We start from the raw sequence: 15777 nt of genomic DNA, 5'->3' as shown, positions 1-15777 counted from the left end.
TATTTTGAAAAATAGATTTGTCTTTATACATTCGATCAATTTCAAAATCGGTTTGTCGTTTATTTTGATCTTGATCGTTACTATTGAAATCATTGGTGCCTATTTTGTTCGTCAATTGGAAGACCAAAATGTTGCCAATTTTGAAAATTCAGTTGTCGTACCTTCGTATACGCTGAATCAGATTTCTGAAAATTTAACTGATAATGATCAGCACACTAGGGAAAATATCAGCAATGCGATTCAAGATTATTCACGAGTCAGCACCGACATTACCGATGTCCAAGTCGTTGACCGCAGTGGCATCATTGTTGGAGCCAAAGATTCTGAGGGGAACAATATTGTAGGTACGCAGACTCTGAAGGATAATATCAAGCAAAGTATCCGTAATGATAAGAAGATCACTCAGATCTATTATGAAAAAAATAGTGGTAGTTCTTACGAATCGATCGTACCGGTTACTTCGCCTGATAACAGTACGGTTGTTGGGGTTATATATGTTCGGGCAAGTATGGAATCAGTTTATACCGGGATCAATAATATTATTTTGATCTTTTTGACGGCTTCCTTAGTTGCTGGACTCTTGGGAGCAATCATTGCGATTTTCATTTCTAGAGCGATCACCCGACCAATCGATGAAATGAAACAGCAGGCGGTTCGAATGGCTGAAGGTGACTATTCCGGACAAGTTAGGGTTTATTCACCGGATGAATTAGGACAGCTAGCTATGGCGGTCAATGACCTGTCAGTCAAAGTTGAAGAGGCGACGGAAAATTCCGAATCTGAGCGGCGAAGACTAGATAGCGTTTTGACACAAATGTCTGATGGTGTTATTGCGACGAACCGTTTGGGCAATATTACCGTTATCAATGAAATGGCTCAAGAATTCTTGGAAAAGGATGAAGATGAAGCAATTGGGCAACCGTTAGTGGACGTTTTAGGAATCGCTGATCGAATCAGCTTTGATGATTTATTGGAAAGTCCTGATCCAATGGTAATTGAAACCAATGATGATACCGCTGAGGACTATGATGAAACTTCTGATAACTCGTTGATTTTAAACGCTGATTTCTCGCTGATTCAAAGAAACAGTGGCTTTATCAGTGGTATGGTTTGTGTTCTGCACGATGTGACTGAACAGCAAAAGATTGATAGCGAACGTCGTCAATTCGTTTCCAATGTTTCGCATGAATTGAGAACACCGTTGACCAGTATCAGTAGCTATATCGATGCATTGAATAACGGTGCTTGGAAAGATCAAAAGTTAGCGCCACAATTTTTAGGCGTTACAGCGGAAGAAACGGATCGGATGATTCGAATGATTCAAGACCTTTTGAGCTTATCTCGAATGGATCAAGGCCGTTCAAAGTTAGATAAAGAATTAGTTAATTTCAATGAGTTCTTCTCTTATATTTTGGATCGTTTTGATATGATGCTTAAAAAGGAAAAAGCTGATGCTAAAGAAGATGATACGAAAGTGGTTAAAAACTATCGTATCAAGCGGATTTTCACCAGCAAGGACCTTTGGGTCGAAATTGATACTGATAAAATGACCCAAGTGATCGATAATATTATGAACAATGCGATCAAGTATTCTCCCGATGGTGGGGTGATTACTTGTCGTCTTTTGGAAACTAATAAACATATCATTATTAGTATTTCTGATGAAGGTTTAGGTATTCCTCGTAAAGATATCAAGAAAGTCTTTGACCGTTTCTATCGAGTTGATAAAGCTCGTTCCAGAAAACAAGGTGGTACCGGTTTAGGACTATCTATTTCTAAGGAAATCGTGGAACAGCACAAAGGTAGAATTTGGGTCAATAGTGCCGAAGGTAAGGGATCAACATTCTACATTTCCTTGCCATTCGATCCTAACGAAACAGGAGGAGAATGGGATGAAGATTAATCGTCTGATTGTCGAATTATTATTAGTTATCGCAGTAATAACGAGTATTGTCTTATCCTTCTTTATTTGGACTAATACAGCCCGTTATCAAAGAGGACGAAACATTGATGTGACCACTGCAGAATCAAGTAAAAATGAAATTCCTATGAATCAAGTTATCAGTCCCACTTCTGTAATTTGGCATGATGAAACTGATCAAAACTTGATATACAACAGTAACGAAAATATTTCCTTAAGTATTCAAAAAATCATGGGTGACTGGAAGATCGGCACCCCCAAGCTAGTTTCTAAAAAAGATGGGGCATACTACCAAAAGATTATTCAAGGCAAGAACATGTTGCAGCTAGCTTATCCAACGTCCATTACAGTCAATAGCTTTGGTTACTTGTTGAATAATAATAGTTTGAAAGATAGTAAAACTAATTATCTCAATCACAATTTCAATCGCATCTTGTTTAACTTAAAAGATAAAAAAGATACCAATATTTATTTAGCTAATGATAGTAACTATGCGGTTTACAAAGCTAAAGTAAGAAATGCCTCGGCAATTCCAATCGCTAATTTGGTCAAAAAAGCGAATATTCATTTGAAAATCAAACTAGACATCATGAAACATGGAGTTTTTGTCTCGTACGTCGATCCAATCAAATTGAAGTCTTATTCTTATGTCATCAGTGGTAAAGAAGATGGTGAATATACGACTACTTTATTTGACTCCAACACCAATGGTTTAGTAACATCTGAAAATAATGGAGTTTATACTTATAACTATGGTGAATCCAAACGTTTAGTATCGGATCATAATACTGATGAATTGATATTTGATGATTACACTGATACAGCAGTTCCCAAGACTCAATTAGGCTTTTTACAACGGGGTTATCAAAAGGTTGTTAATCTTCAAAATTCAATTTCTAATTTACGTCTCTATGACGCTAATTGGGACGATAAGAGCTTAGTTTTCAGAGAGTATGTCGAAGGGTTCCCAATCTTTAAAAAGAGTCAGTTTGGCTCCATACAGGTTAAATTCAGTCGAAAAGGCAGTACGGAACATTTCTTGAATAAAGTCTTAGAAGTTCCAGTACCTTCAAATCAAGCTGCCACGAAATTGAAGTCAACTAATTCAATTTTTAAAGGTTTACAACGGGCTGGTTATTCACCAAATGATGTCCAAGATATCGAAGTAGGTTATGAATGGGAGTCGGAGACAGACAATGAAAAAGTTGTTGATCTCAAACCTACTTATTACATTAAGATCGGTGGTCACTGGAAGTCATATAACGAGTGGACAAATGAAAGTGCGGAGGAAGATTAGATGGATTTTAGAAGAATCGAAGTAATTTTTTTAATAGTATTTTTCTCGCTCGATATCTTTTTATTCTTGTCATTTCTCACCAGTCAGCAATTAGTCAACAGTTCCAGTACTAATACCTCGACCGTCACCGAAATGCGTAAGCGTAATATCAGTTTTAGCAATCTGGATACCAAGCATGGTTATGCTTATTATTTAGGTTCCCAGCCGGATGAATCTTTGGCAGAAAATGTTCAGAAATTACGTAATCAAAAAGTCGAATATTCGGATGTCAATCATGAAATTTCAAGTAGTTTAAATGAGCCTTTTACAGTTACAAAAAATAATCGTAAGAAAATTTTGGATAAGTTTATAAAAAAAGAGAGCAATGTTTTGTTTGGCAAAGAGTATAAATATTCGCCGCAACTCTCAACGTCCTCTTCAATAATCTATGTAGGAACTGGATCATTGGGGGATGTCTATGACAAAACAGACCAGCTTATTTTTAACGTTTCAGGTGGAGAAGTGGTAGGTTATAGTCAGACGTATGTTAAGTCAATGATCATTCTTCACGAAAGACAGACGATCAAGAGTGAAAAGGATGTCGTGACGAATCTTTATGCTAATTCCGAGATACCTAATAATTCGAAGATTGCATATGCAAACTTAGCCTATACGAAGTTGCTTGAAGCTAAAGATAGTACGATCTATATTCCAGTTTGGTTCGTTACGATCAGGAATAGAGATAGCAAGGTTTCTACAACTAAGAAAGTTAATGCCTTTACCGGCAATATTATAAAGAGTTCAACAAACGGAGATAATTATAGTGCCCAATGATGATAGTTTAAAAATTAGTGTTTTAGCCAGCAGCAGTTCTGGCAATGCGACTTACATTGAAACCCCTAAGCATCGTGTATTAGTAGATGCAGGCCTTTCAGGGATCAAGATCAAACGGGCGATGGAGAGTATCGGTAAAGATATTACGACCGTTGATTCATTATTTGTTACCCATGAACATACTGATCATATTAAAGGTGTCGGGGTATTGGCACGGCGTTATGGCCTCAGTATTTATGCTAATCAAAAGACTTGGGAAGCGATGCTGCCTAAGATTGGTAAAATCTCAGAGGACCAGATAAATGTCTTTAACCACAATAAAGTTATGTCGTTGGATGATTTAGATGTAGAGAGTTTTGCGGTCTCACACGATGCTGTTGATCCACAGTTTTATAAGTTTTATCATAATGGCAAAGAATTCGTGATTTTGACTGATACAGGCTATGTTTCTGAGCGGGTCCAAAAGACGATTGAGAATGCTGATGGTTATTTGATGGAATGCAATCATGATGTCGAGATGTTGCGGGAAGGCTTTTATCCTTGGCCTTTGAAACAGCGTATTCTCAGTGAAAAAGGCCACCTATCTAATGAAGACGGTGCCCATACGCTGATGGATGTGATTGGCAATCATACTAAACAGATCTTTTTAGGTCATCTGAGTCAGGAAAATAATACCAAGGCTGCAGCACGTGACGAGGTTACTCAGGTTTTAGAGGATCATGATTTTGGCGTCGGCCAAGACTTTAAAGTCCACGATACAGATCCAGCTGTGGCAGACCCTCTGATTGCGTTATAAAAGAAACAATTTAATCATAAGTCGTTCATAATTTTTTCATAAATCAACTGTATTATTATAATTAGTAAAATGTGGGGAAGTGAAAATGTATGAATAATGATAATAACGACAAAAACGAGTCAAGAGTTGAAGAAAAGAAACGTGGTTCGAATAGAAATTCGGGTAATAATTCTTTGCTTAAGACTGGTATCGTAGCCTTTATTTCCGCCGCTTTAGGTGTGGTAATCGCTTTTGTTGGTTTTACATATTTCGGCAATAATGCTTCTGATACAGCTAGTGTGGGCAATACTGCAGGTAGTGCTCAAGTTAGCAACACGAAGGTAAATACCACTAGTACAATGTCAGGAGCCTACAAGAAGGTTAATGGAGCTGTTGTTTCGGTAATTAATTTACAAAAACAAAAGGAACAGAGTTCTAGTGACGAAAGTCTCTCATCGATCTTTGGTGATTTGTTTGGTGACAGTGGTTCATCAAGCGATTCCGGTTCAGAAACTCAAGGACAAGCTGATGAAAATGGAGATAGCAGCAGTTCTTCTAATTCCAACTCCAGTTCTTCTAACAGCAATTTGCAAGAGTACAGTGAAGGGTCTGGAGTGATTTATGCCAAACAAAATGGTAAAGGTTATATCGTAACTAATAATCACGTGGTTGCGGGCTCTGATTCACTTGAAATCATCTTGGAAGATGGTACGAAAGTTTCGGCAAAATTAATCGGAACTGATTCAACCACTGACTTGGCTGTGCTTGAAATTCCTGGCAGCAAAGTACCAGCCACAGCCTCATTTGGTAACTCAGACAACGTTTCACCTGGTGACCCTGTAATTGCTATCGGTTCGCCTCTAGGTAGCGAATACGCTACGACAGTTACCCAAGGTATTATCTCTGCTACGAATAGAACCGTAACTACCCAAGACCAGACAACAGGGCAAGCTACTGGTGAAGCAACAGTTCTGCAAACTGATGCGGCAATTAATCCTGGTAACTCTGGTGGACCTTTAGTTAATGCTGCTGGTCAAATCGTAGGTATTAATTCAATGAAATTAGCTTCAAGCACTGACGGTTCATCTGTTGAAGGCATGGGCTTTGCTATTCCAAGTAACGAAGTAGTCAAGATCATCAATCAACTAGTTGCCAATGGTAAAGTTGAGCGTCCATCGCTTGGTATTAAAGTCTTAGACCTTGATCAAATTACTGATGATTCTCAATCGAGCTTGAAACTACCAAGTAGTGTTACTAAGGGTGTAGTAGTTTACAGCACAACTTCAGGATCAGTTGCTAAGGCAGCCGGAATGAAGAAGTACGATGTAATCGTTAAGTTAGGAAACAAGACGGTAACTTCAGTTGCAGACTTACACACAGCCTTGTACTCACATTCAGTTGGTGATACTGTTTCGATCGAGTATTACAGAAACGGCAAGCTAAAGACTGCGAAAGTACACTTAACTAAGAAAACAACCGATTAAGTAAATAATTAGCGTGAAACCAATAAATCTTGGTTTCACGCTTTTTTTTGAACATTTTTCTTATATTGGAATATTTATTTCGACTTTTCAGAAAACTAATCAACAGGAGTTATCCACAATTGTTAATAACTTGTGCATAAGTAGCAAAAATCAGGAAAAACTCTTGTAGAAAAGTTATCCACAGTTTTACCCACAGCTGTGGATAGAAAATTATCGTCATACGGGCACTGCTATAAAATGTAGTTATACCAAGGATAATTGATGTTTCACAAAAACGGACAAACTTTTATTTTATTGTGTAAAAAGCATTTGTCATGATAATTCGGTTTTAAATTAAATTTGGCATTCTTAAAAGACTTTCGTATGATATAAATCGAGGAGAATTTTAGATTATGAATATTAAAGTTGTTACTGTAGGTAAATTGAAAGAAAAATATTTTAAGGCGGGGATTGCCGAATATGCCAAGCGGTTAGGCGCTTTTTGCAAGTTTCAAATCGTCGAGTGTCCCGACGAAAAGGCACCGGAGAGCTTAAGTGAAGCTCAAGACCAAAGGGTGAAACAAATTGAAGGGGAACGAATATTAAGTAAAATCAAGGATAAGGAATATGTGATTTTACTAGATTTACGTGGAAAAGAACTTACATCAGAAGAATTAGCCAAAAAAATTGACGACTTATCCACATATGGCACTTCCGATATCACTTTTGTCATCGGAGGGTCACTGGGAGTCAGCCCGGAAGTTACCAAACGAGCTGATTATAGTATTTGTTTCGGTAAGTTTACGTTGCCACATCAATTGATGCGCTTAGTTCTAACTGAACAAATTTATCGCTCTTTCATGATTATCAATCATCGCACGTATCACAAATGAAATGTAAAACTTTGATAAATTTTTGACCGTTAGCTATTATTTGAATTCCATATCAATTAAACTGAGTATGTTAATTAGTGTGATCAAATTTATGTGGAGATGTAAATAATGACTAAAAAAAATAATATTCTTGTTGCCTCAGCTGTTGCCATCATGTTGGCACCAGCCGCTTTAAGTGCTCTACCTAGTCAAACGGTTAGTGCAAGTGCTGTCGGAACGGTAACTAATGCTACACCTGTCTATAATGCCAATGGGAAAGTTACTGGCGTTACCTTACCAAGTGGAAGTAAATGGCAATTAGGCCAACAAATCACTTTAAATGGAGTAGCCCACTATCAAATTGGTGGAAATGAATATATTCCTGCTTCATCAGTAAGTAATGTTATCGGGTCAGCTAATCCCGAAGATACTACTCACACAAATGATCACTACGTGACTGACAATTCTGATGCCGGAAAAACTGTTACAGCTAAGCAAACTTTGGATATTGTTGATGCTTATGGCAATACCACAGGTAGAACATTACCTGCTGGCAGTCGTTGGGTAATAGGAAATGTTTTGCACGCCAACAAACAGGTCTACTATCAAGTTGGGACAAACGAATATATCAGTACGCTTGACGTCACCCTAGATGGTGAGAATACTACTGATACAAGTACTTCAGTATCAACTGATAGTAACTCCGGTAAAATTGCTACGATCAATCAAACTGCCAATGTTTATAACGATAATGGTGCTGCTACAGGCTATGTTCTTCGTCAAGGTAGCCAATGGAAAATCGGCCAAGTAATGAAAAAGAACGGTTTAACGTTATATCAAGTTGGTAATAACGAATGGATCTCTCTAAACGATATTACTATTACTGCTACGACTGATGTTTCCGGTAATGGCAGTTACATTACGACTGGCTCAACTGTTGCTGGAAAAGTTGGTACGATGAATACAGCCGCAAATATTGTTAATGGTCACGGCGATCAGATTGGTACACAATTGCCAGCTGGCAGCAAATGGACACTTGGTACTGAAGAATTACATTATGATAAACAAGTTTTCTATCAAGTTGCCACAGATGAATTCGTCTCAGACGCTTATATAACAGTTGATGACACTGCAAGTAATAATACTAATACCAACACTAATAGTGGCATTCCACTTCCTGGTAATGGATTAATTGGAACTACTACCGTTGCTCAAAAAACTTACAATACTGAAACCAACGCTTATGATTTATCATTACCAGCTAATTCAGCATGGAAGATCGATAAACTAGTTGTTAATAAATATGGTTCATATTGGGGCGAGATTGGAACCAACCAATGGGTCTGGATCTCAAGTGTCAGATTGAATAGTGGTTTGAATTTGAAAAACAATTCCTATTACGAACCTGACTTTGCAACCAACATTAATAAATAAATCCAATAAAAAATACTTCATAATTGTTAAGTTTCTCGCCTAACAATTATGAAGTATTTTATTTTGTCTTAGATCTAAAAATAATAAAAGGTGTGTCTAAGTCGTCAGAAATTTTGACTGACAATTAGAACACACCTTTTTAAATTTATTTGTCGAAACTTTGAATCGAATCGAAGATGAATTTTACAAAGGCTTCACGGTTAACATCTTCAAGAACTTTGATGTTGTTCTTTTGTGGAGCATCTGTTCGACGATCTGGGTAAGTCATACCACGGTATTGGTCGTTAGTGAGACAAACGTCCATTGAGTAGTTAGTGCTCTTTGTGAATAGTTCAGGAGCAATCAAACTAATTACCGCACAGGCATCGTGAACAGGGATCTTTGTCATACCTTTTGCCACTTCAGCAGAAGCATAGAAATCTAGAATTGAGCTGGCCATAACGCCAACACGTCCAAGATCCTTGATTTTACTAATTTCATCCATTGTTAGGTAAGCTTTATTTTCAGTTAGGTTTAAACCGGATAAAGTAATTGGCAATCCGGAGTTAAAGACGATATCCATAGCTTCAGGATCAACGTAAGCGTTGAATTCAGAAGCTAGAGTGATGTTACCTTGAAGGGTTGAACCACCCATAATATAGATGTGTTCGATCTTTTCCTTAATATCAGGGAAAGTCTTCAATAGAAGTGCAACATTAGTAATTGGAGCTGTTGCTACGATATTAACTTTTTCGTCACTCTTAGAAATACGGTCGTACATGAATGTAACGGCGTTATGACTTGCCAATGGGTAGTCAAGACTGTTCTCAGGGAAGTCATAACCGTCCATACCGGTTTTACCGTGAATTTCGCCAGCAGTTTCAATTTCTTTTACTAGTGGGGATGCTTGACCAGATGCTAGTTCAGCATTTGAACCGAGAAATGTTAATAGCTTTTGAGCATTTTTAGTAACATATTCAAGTTGGACATTACCACCAACAGTAGTAACACCAAGTAAATCAGCCTTTTCGGGATGTGCAAGTAAAACTGTTAAAGCAATTGCGTCATCGATACCAGGATCGCAATCCATTATTACTTTAGTCATTAAATCCTTACCTCACTTTTTCAATTTTTGGGGGATCTTACTTAATGCCCGCACAAAACTGTGTCGTTCTAAAGCTCCTAAAGTAGAAAGAATCTTTTGATTATTTTCGTTCATAAATTGATCGATCGGCGTCACCAATTCTTTAGCTTTAGAAGATAAAACGATTCGTTTCAAACGGGAATCAGCCTTGGCATGGTAGCGGTTGATCAAATCGGCCTTTTCCATTGTCTGCAAAATTTTAGTTGCAGTTGGACGTCGGATATTAAATTCTTGTTCAATATCTTTTTGATAAATATTTTCGACAGGAGACTGAGATAAGTAATGAATGATCTGCAGTTGGGTTCCAGTCAGGCCATATTTAGCAGCGAAAGTATTGATTTGACGAGAAATTTCGTTCGACGCAACTTTGATTAAATGAGCCACATCGCGTGCCATAGATGTCCCCCTTAGTACATTGTATTACTCAATAATTATACCATCTTGGCTTTGTTCTAGCTGTGTTCGATTGTAATAATATTCACAATTTTGGACATTCTGTCAGTTGACATCTTAAATTTTATTTTTTATCAAAAATCATAACATTTATAATAATTGGTTGTTTGTTAATTTTTGGCTGTCATGAGATTAGCGAGAAACATTCTTTGTAAAAAATCAAAAACTCACTTATATTTGACGTAGAAACTTAATGCAGGGGGAAAAATAAATGACTAAAGTTTTAGTTTTAGGAGCTAACGGGAAAATTGCTCGTCTAGCTGAACATATTTTTGTAGATACGACTGATACACAATTACGTTTATATCTTCGTAATGCTGGCCGTTTGAAGGATTTTGCAGATTCTCATACCTTGGTTGAAGCGGTTGAAGGGGATGCGACTGATACTGATACCTTGATTGAAGCAATGAAAGATGTCGATTTGGTCTATGCTAACCTTGCTGGTGGCAATATTGAGGATGAAGCTAAGGCCGTGGTAGAAGCCATGCATGCCGAAAAGAAGACTCGCTTGGTCTGGATCTCAACATTGGGTATTTATGACGAAGTTCCTGGTAAATTTGGCGAATGGAATAATAAGACTCTTGGCAGCTATATTACTAATTACGCAGCAGCGGCAAAGGTTATTGAAGATTCTGACCTTGATTATACAATTATCCGTCCTGCTTGGTTAACTGATAAGCCAGAGGTCGATTACGAGGTCACTCAAAAGGGTGAAGACTTCAAGGGAACTGAAGTTTCAAGAAGATCGATTGCTCAAATCGTAGTTGATATTTCACAAGATCCTGACAAGTTCAAACGTGAATCAATCGGTGTCAACAAACCTAATACCGATGGTGATAAACCTGCTTGGTATTAAAACAGCGTGATTAAAGGACCCTTGAGGGTCTTTTTTTGTAAAAACAGTCTTCGTGTTTTTTTTATTACGTCTGTTACAGGCGTTATGACAAAAAGTGTTAAATAGAGTACGGAATGTAGTTACAAAGGCTTTTTATCGTTATAAAGGCTTTTTTTAATGATTCTATTTTATCAATAAATTGAAATTTTTAATGGATAAATTGAATATAAAAAACAATGGGAAAATAATATATTTTTTTCTAAAAAAACAGGATTCTCTTGAATGGACTATACCAACATGATACTTTTTAACTTGTAACCGGTTACAATAAACTGAGGGAGTTAAGTATTATGGATGATAAAAAGAGTGGAGGATTCACAGCCTCCGTCGAAAAACACTTAATGCCGATTGCAGTTAAGATGGGACAAATGAAACCATTGATTGCAATTCGTGATGGTATTGCGATTGCTATGCCATTGATCATTATTGGTTCGTTTTTTATGATTGCCAATAGTTTTCCAATTCCAGCTTGGACAAGTTGGTTAGCAGCAACTTCTATTAAGGGAGTTACTATTTCACAAGTATTCGTTAAAATCGTTAATGGTTCATTTGGTTTAATTGGTCTGGTCAGTGCATTTGGTATTGCAGCTAGTTATGCAGAACAATATAAAACTGATGGTAAATCGGCCGGAATCATTGCCGTTGCTTCATTCTTTGTCGTTACACCAAGTATCATGAGTGGAGACAAGGTTCCATTAGAGGGAATGCCATACGGTTTCTTAGGTAGTCAAGGTCTATTCGTTGCTATTTTGTTAGGACTATTGACGGGTTATATTTTCCAATGGTTCATTAACCATGATATTCAAATTAAATTACCTGATACAGTTCCACCTGCAGTGTCGAAAAGTTTCAGCGCTTTAATTCCTGGAGCTTTGATCATTACTATCTTTGGTGCAATTTATGCCTTTTTAACATGGACTGGATTAGGAAATATTCATGAAATTCTTTTACATATCCTTTCGAAGCCACTAGGATTATTAGGTGATACATTAGGTGGTACTTTAGTTGCCATCATGTTAAACAGTTTATTCTGGTTCGTAGGTATTCACGGTGGAAATGTTATTAATCCGATTATTTCACCTATTTGGTTGATGAATACTGATGCCAACCGTGTATTATCTCAAGCAGGTCATCTGGATCTTGCTCACCATGGTCATATCATTGCTCAACCATTTATCGATAACTTTGTTTATATGGGTGGTGGTGGTGCCACTATTGGTTTAGTATTCAGTATTGGTATTTTGATCATGTTGCATAAAGCCAGCAAGCAATCTGAAATTATGGGACCATTGACAATTACTCCTGGTATTTTTAATATTAATGAACCAACAATGTTTGGTTTGCCAGTTGTTTTGAATACAACGTTGATTATTCCATTTATTATTGCCCCAATGGTCAATGCCATAACGACTTATTTTGCTATGGCAATAGGTTTTGTTCCGTTATGTAACGGTGCGGTTGTACCTTGGACCATGCCACCAATTATCTCTGGTTTTCTAGCTACAAATAGTTGGACTGGCTCTTTGATTCAAGCAATTAATATCGTACTTGACGTGTTGATTTACTTACCATTTATGATTACCTTGAATAAGCAACAACGAATTGAAGAAGATGCCGATGATGCTTTGAAAGAAAAGATTGATACAGATTCTAAAGCAGATAAAGGTGAAAGTTTGTCAGACGCTACAGTATAAATTTTTAGAAAAGAGGATGATTTCAAGATGGTCAAACGATTAATTAGTGCAGATTCTAGCGATATGTTAGCAATGAATGGTGCGGAATTGAAGCAAAGCATTAAAGCTAGTGAAGGACGAGTAGTTTTGAGCGAAAATGTCGTCATGGAAGAACCCAGCGACGGGATAACTACTTCAGAAGTAGCAGCTGCTTTTGGTGCCGACATGATTTTGTTAAACGGGCTCGATGTGCTTAATCCAATTATTTTAGGACTCTATCCTGGCGAAGAAACTAGTCGAACTGCTAAACCTCATCATGATGGCCAAAGTATCCATCGTCTACAAAAATTAGTCGGCAGACCTATTGGAGTTAACCTTGAGCCAGTTGATCCTGATGCCAAGATGGCAGAAGATCGACTAGTTATTCCAGAAGGACGGATGGCTAGTGAAAAGACTTTAAAAGAAGCTGAAAGATTAGGATTCAACTTTGTAGTATTGACTGGAAATCCCGGAACTGGCGTAACTAATGCCCAAATCGCTAAAAATATTCAAGTAGCGAAAGATAATTTCTCTGGCTTAGTAATAGCCGGTAAAATGCATGGTGCTGGAGTTGATGAACCAGTTGTCAGTGAAAGTTCCGTGACCGCCTTTTTGGAAGCTGGAGCTGACGTGATCTTGGTACCAGCAGTGGGGACAGTGCCAGGATTCGATGATGATGAGTTAAAAGCTGTAGTTAAATTGGCTCATAGTAAGGGCGCCCTTGTTATGAGTACAATTGGAACTAGCCAAGAAGGTTCAGGACACAGTTTTATTGAAAGTATTGCAGTCAGAAATAAAATCGATGGAGTAGATATTCAACATGTCGGTGATGCAGCTTGGCGGATTCAATCACCATTTGAAAATATCTATGCCTTGAGTAAAGCTATTCGTGGGGAACGTCACGCTATTACTCGGATGGCTCGATCGATTAATCGTTAGAATAGAATAAGTTTAATAATTTTAAAGAATACATACCTTTTTGTTGAAGGAATGTATTCTTTTTTTATTTTATCAGTAGCAATTTCCAAAAGACTTGGAAATTACTTAGGGTTACAAAAATAGTAAAGTATCTAAAATAGTAAATGTAAGGGGTTACAAAAAAAGAAAGGAGGTATAGCAATGGATATACCAAAACAAAATATTTTGTTAGATGTGGACATTCCCGACAAAGATTCAGCTTTGAATTATATTTCCAAAAAAGCTTGTGATTTAGGCTATACAGATTCATCAGATGGTTTGTATAAGGCTTTTCTAGATCGGGAAGCAGACTATTCAACCGGATTACAAGAAGGATTTGCAATTCCACATGCTAAAACAAATTTTGTTAAGTCACCCGGAATTATTTATGTAAGAACCAGAAATGCTATTGAATGGAAAACTTATGATGATAGACCTGTGACTGATATTTTTGCACTTATTGTACCCGAGAGTGGAGCTGGTACTACACATTTAAAAATGTTGTCCAACTTAGCTACGGCACTCTTGGAAGATGATTTTAAAAAGGAAATCCGAGATCTCGAAGATCCACAAAAGATTTCAGAATATATAACTACTAAGATTGGGGTAAATGTATGATGAATATTGTTGGAATTTCAGCTTGTCCAGCAGGTTTGGCACATACGCCAATGGCTGCAAAAGCTTTAGAAAAAGCAGGAAAAGAATTAGGATATAACGTTAAGATGGAGCAACAAGGTTCTATGGGCCCAGTTAATGCAATTACACAGCAAGAAGCAGATGATGCCGATTTTGTTTTAATTGCGTCTGATCAAAAGATTACTGGTATGGATCGCTTCAAAGGTAAAAAGGTATTAAGAGTTGACATTAATGTTTGTATCCGTGCACCTAAGGCAGTTTTGAAAAAATGTGTTTCTACAGTACAGGAGGCATAGATCATGAAAAAACTATTAGCCGATTGGAAAGGTTACTTGATGAGTGGTATCTCATACATGATTCCTACAGTAATTGGTGGTGCCATGATTGTTGGTATTCCCCAATTAATCGGAATGATGTTTGGTGTCAATGATCTTTCTAAATATAAAAATGCTACAAATTTCTTCCATATGCTTTATCAAATCAATCAAGTTGGTTGGATTGGTATTGGATTAGTTAACTTAGTTATTGCAGGATATGTTGCTTATGCCATTGGTGATAAACCCGCACTAGGTGCAGGTTTTATTGGTGGACAATTAGCTACAACTATTAACGCCGGATTTTTAGGAGCTTTGGTTGCTGGATTTGTTGCCGGATATGTTGCACGTTACTGCAGAAAAATTAAAGTCGGTGAAGCTTGGAAATCAGCTCTTCCATTGTTGATTGTGCCACTTCTTACCACAGGTGCGGTTGCAATTGTTGTTGGCGTTATTTTATCTGGACCATTGTCATGGTTAAATGTCACCCTAGTAAATTGGGTTAAGGCTATGATTAATAATCACACAAACGGTGCAATCGTTGCACTAGTTCTAGGTGCCATGATTGGTACTGACTTAGGTGGACCAATTAATAAGGCTGCCTGGATGGTTGGTAATATTCTATTTATCGAAGGTATTTATGGACCAGCTTTGATGACAAATATTGCAATTTGTTGTATTCCATTGGGTTATTCTTTAGCAACATTTATCTATCCACGTAAACGCTTCTCAGATGAAATGTTTATGGCAGGCCGTAATGATTTAATTATGGGATCATTTGGTATTACTGAAGGTGCTATCCCATTCTTCCTTGTTAGTCCTTTGAAATTATTACCAGTTAATATGATCGGAGGAGCTTTAGGTGCTGTAACTGGTGAACTTTTAGGTATGAAATCGCATATTCCTCCATTGGGTGGACTTCCTGGGATTATTACAGCTGATAATAAATTAGCCTATATTGCTGGTATTTTAGTCGGTGCATTATTTATTGGTATTGTTGCTCCACTTGTCGCAAACTTCAATGTTTCATCCGAAGAAAAAGAGGAAGATGAAGACTTAGACGATATTAAAATCAGTATAGAATAGAATTATTTAGAAGGAAGTTATAAGAA

15 protein-coding genes are annotated in these 15777 nt (G+C 37.3%); 13 read left to right on the top strand and 2 right to left on the bottom strand.

The genetic code is table 11. The features are described from left to right. Positions 1-4 precede the first annotated feature (4 nt). From walK to ACYT32_RS01095, 7 genes are all read left to right on the top strand, one after another. Positions 5-1903, top strand: a complete 1899-nt coding sequence (gene walK, locus ACYT32_RS01125) for a cell wall metabolism sensor histidine kinase WalK (protein ID WP_395264099.1) — start codon at positions 5-7, stop codon at positions 1901-1903. Then, positions 1893-3218: a YycH family regulatory protein gene (locus ACYT32_RS01120; RefSeq protein WP_395264098.1), complete on the top strand. Its 1326-nt coding sequence runs from the start codon at positions 1893-1895 to the stop codon at positions 3216-3218. The genes walK and ACYT32_RS01120 overlap by 11 nt, the downstream gene beginning before the upstream one ends. Beyond that, entirely contained in the window at positions 3219-4031 is an 813-nt protein-coding gene (locus tag ACYT32_RS01115) for a two-component system regulatory protein YycI (RefSeq protein ID WP_395264097.1), read from the top strand. Further along, a complete protein-coding gene (locus ACYT32_RS01110; protein WP_395264171.1) occupies positions 4012-4827 on the top strand; it encodes an MBL fold metallo-hydrolase in 816 nt (271 codons plus the stop codon). The genes ACYT32_RS01115 and ACYT32_RS01110 overlap by 20 nt, the downstream gene beginning before the upstream one ends. 89 nt (positions 4828-4916) lie before the next feature. After that, complete coding sequence (locus tag ACYT32_RS01105; RefSeq protein ID WP_395264096.1) at positions 4917-6290, top strand: S1C family serine protease; 1374 nt, start codon at positions 4917-4919, stop codon at positions 6288-6290. Between the two features lie 392 nt (positions 6291-6682). Beyond that, positions 6683-7162, top strand: coding sequence for a 23S rRNA (pseudouridine(1915)-N(3))-methyltransferase RlmH (rlmH, locus tag ACYT32_RS01100; RefSeq protein ID WP_395264095.1), 480 nt, complete (start codon positions 6683-6685; stop codon positions 7160-7162). Between the two features lie 108 nt (positions 7163-7270). Beyond that, the gene (locus ACYT32_RS01095) at positions 7271-8575 is read left to right on the top strand and encodes an SLAP domain-containing protein (RefSeq protein ID WP_395264094.1); all 1305 of its coding nucleotides are present in this window, start codon (positions 7271-7273) and stop codon (positions 8573-8575) included. A gap of 145 nt (positions 8576-8720) precedes the next feature. Here the strand turns inward: ACYT32_RS01095 and ACYT32_RS01090 are convergent, their stop codons facing one another. Next, a complete protein-coding gene (locus tag ACYT32_RS01090; protein ID WP_395264093.1) occupies positions 8721-9659 on the bottom strand; it encodes a nucleoside hydrolase in 939 nt (312 codons plus the stop codon). A gap of 12 nt (positions 9660-9671) precedes the next feature. After that, the gene (locus tag ACYT32_RS01085) at positions 9672-10094 is read right to left on the bottom strand and encodes a MarR family winged helix-turn-helix transcriptional regulator (RefSeq protein ID WP_395264092.1); all 423 of its coding nucleotides are present in this window, start codon (positions 10092-10094) and stop codon (positions 9672-9674) included. A 268-nt stretch (positions 10095-10362) separates the two neighbouring features. Between ACYT32_RS01085 and ACYT32_RS01080 the strand changes: the two genes are divergently transcribed. The 6 genes from ACYT32_RS01080 (at position 10363) to ACYT32_RS01055 (ending at position 15751) form a co-directional block, all read left to right on the top strand. Further along, entirely contained in the window at positions 10363-11007 is a 645-nt protein-coding gene (locus ACYT32_RS01080; RefSeq protein WP_395264091.1) for an NAD(P)H-binding protein, read from the top strand. Between the two features lie 329 nt (positions 11008-11336). After that, complete coding sequence (locus ACYT32_RS01075; RefSeq protein WP_395264090.1) at positions 11337-12740, top strand: PTS sugar transporter subunit IIC; 1404 nt, start codon at positions 11337-11339, stop codon at positions 12738-12740. Positions 12741-12767: 27 nt separating this feature from the next. After that, complete coding sequence (locus ACYT32_RS01070; protein WP_395264089.1) at positions 12768-13697, top strand: DUF7916 family protein; 930 nt, start codon at positions 12768-12770, stop codon at positions 13695-13697. Between the two features lie 180 nt (positions 13698-13877). Next, on the top strand, positions 13878-14333 hold the full coding sequence (locus ACYT32_RS01065) for a PTS sugar transporter subunit IIA (protein WP_395264088.1): 456 nt from the start codon (positions 13878-13880) through the stop codon (positions 14331-14333). After that, a complete protein-coding gene (locus tag ACYT32_RS01060) occupies positions 14333-14647 on the top strand; it encodes a PTS fructose transporter subunit IIB (RefSeq protein WP_395264170.1) in 315 nt (104 codons plus the stop codon). Before ACYT32_RS01065 ends, ACYT32_RS01060 begins: the two co-directional genes overlap by 1 nt. A 3-nt stretch (positions 14648-14650) precedes the next feature. Next, positions 14651-15751 carry a PTS fructose transporter subunit IIC gene (locus ACYT32_RS01055; protein ID WP_395264087.1) on the top strand — a complete coding sequence of 367 codons (1101 nt, stop codon included), beginning with the start codon at positions 14651-14653 and terminating at the stop codon, positions 15749-15751. Positions 15752-15777: the final 26 nt, after the last annotated feature.

The sequence above is a fragment of the Companilactobacillus sp. FL22-3 genome (assembly GCF_054881455.1).
Note: the sequence above shows the minus strand (reverse complement) of the source record. Positions and strands in the feature narration are given on the sequence as shown.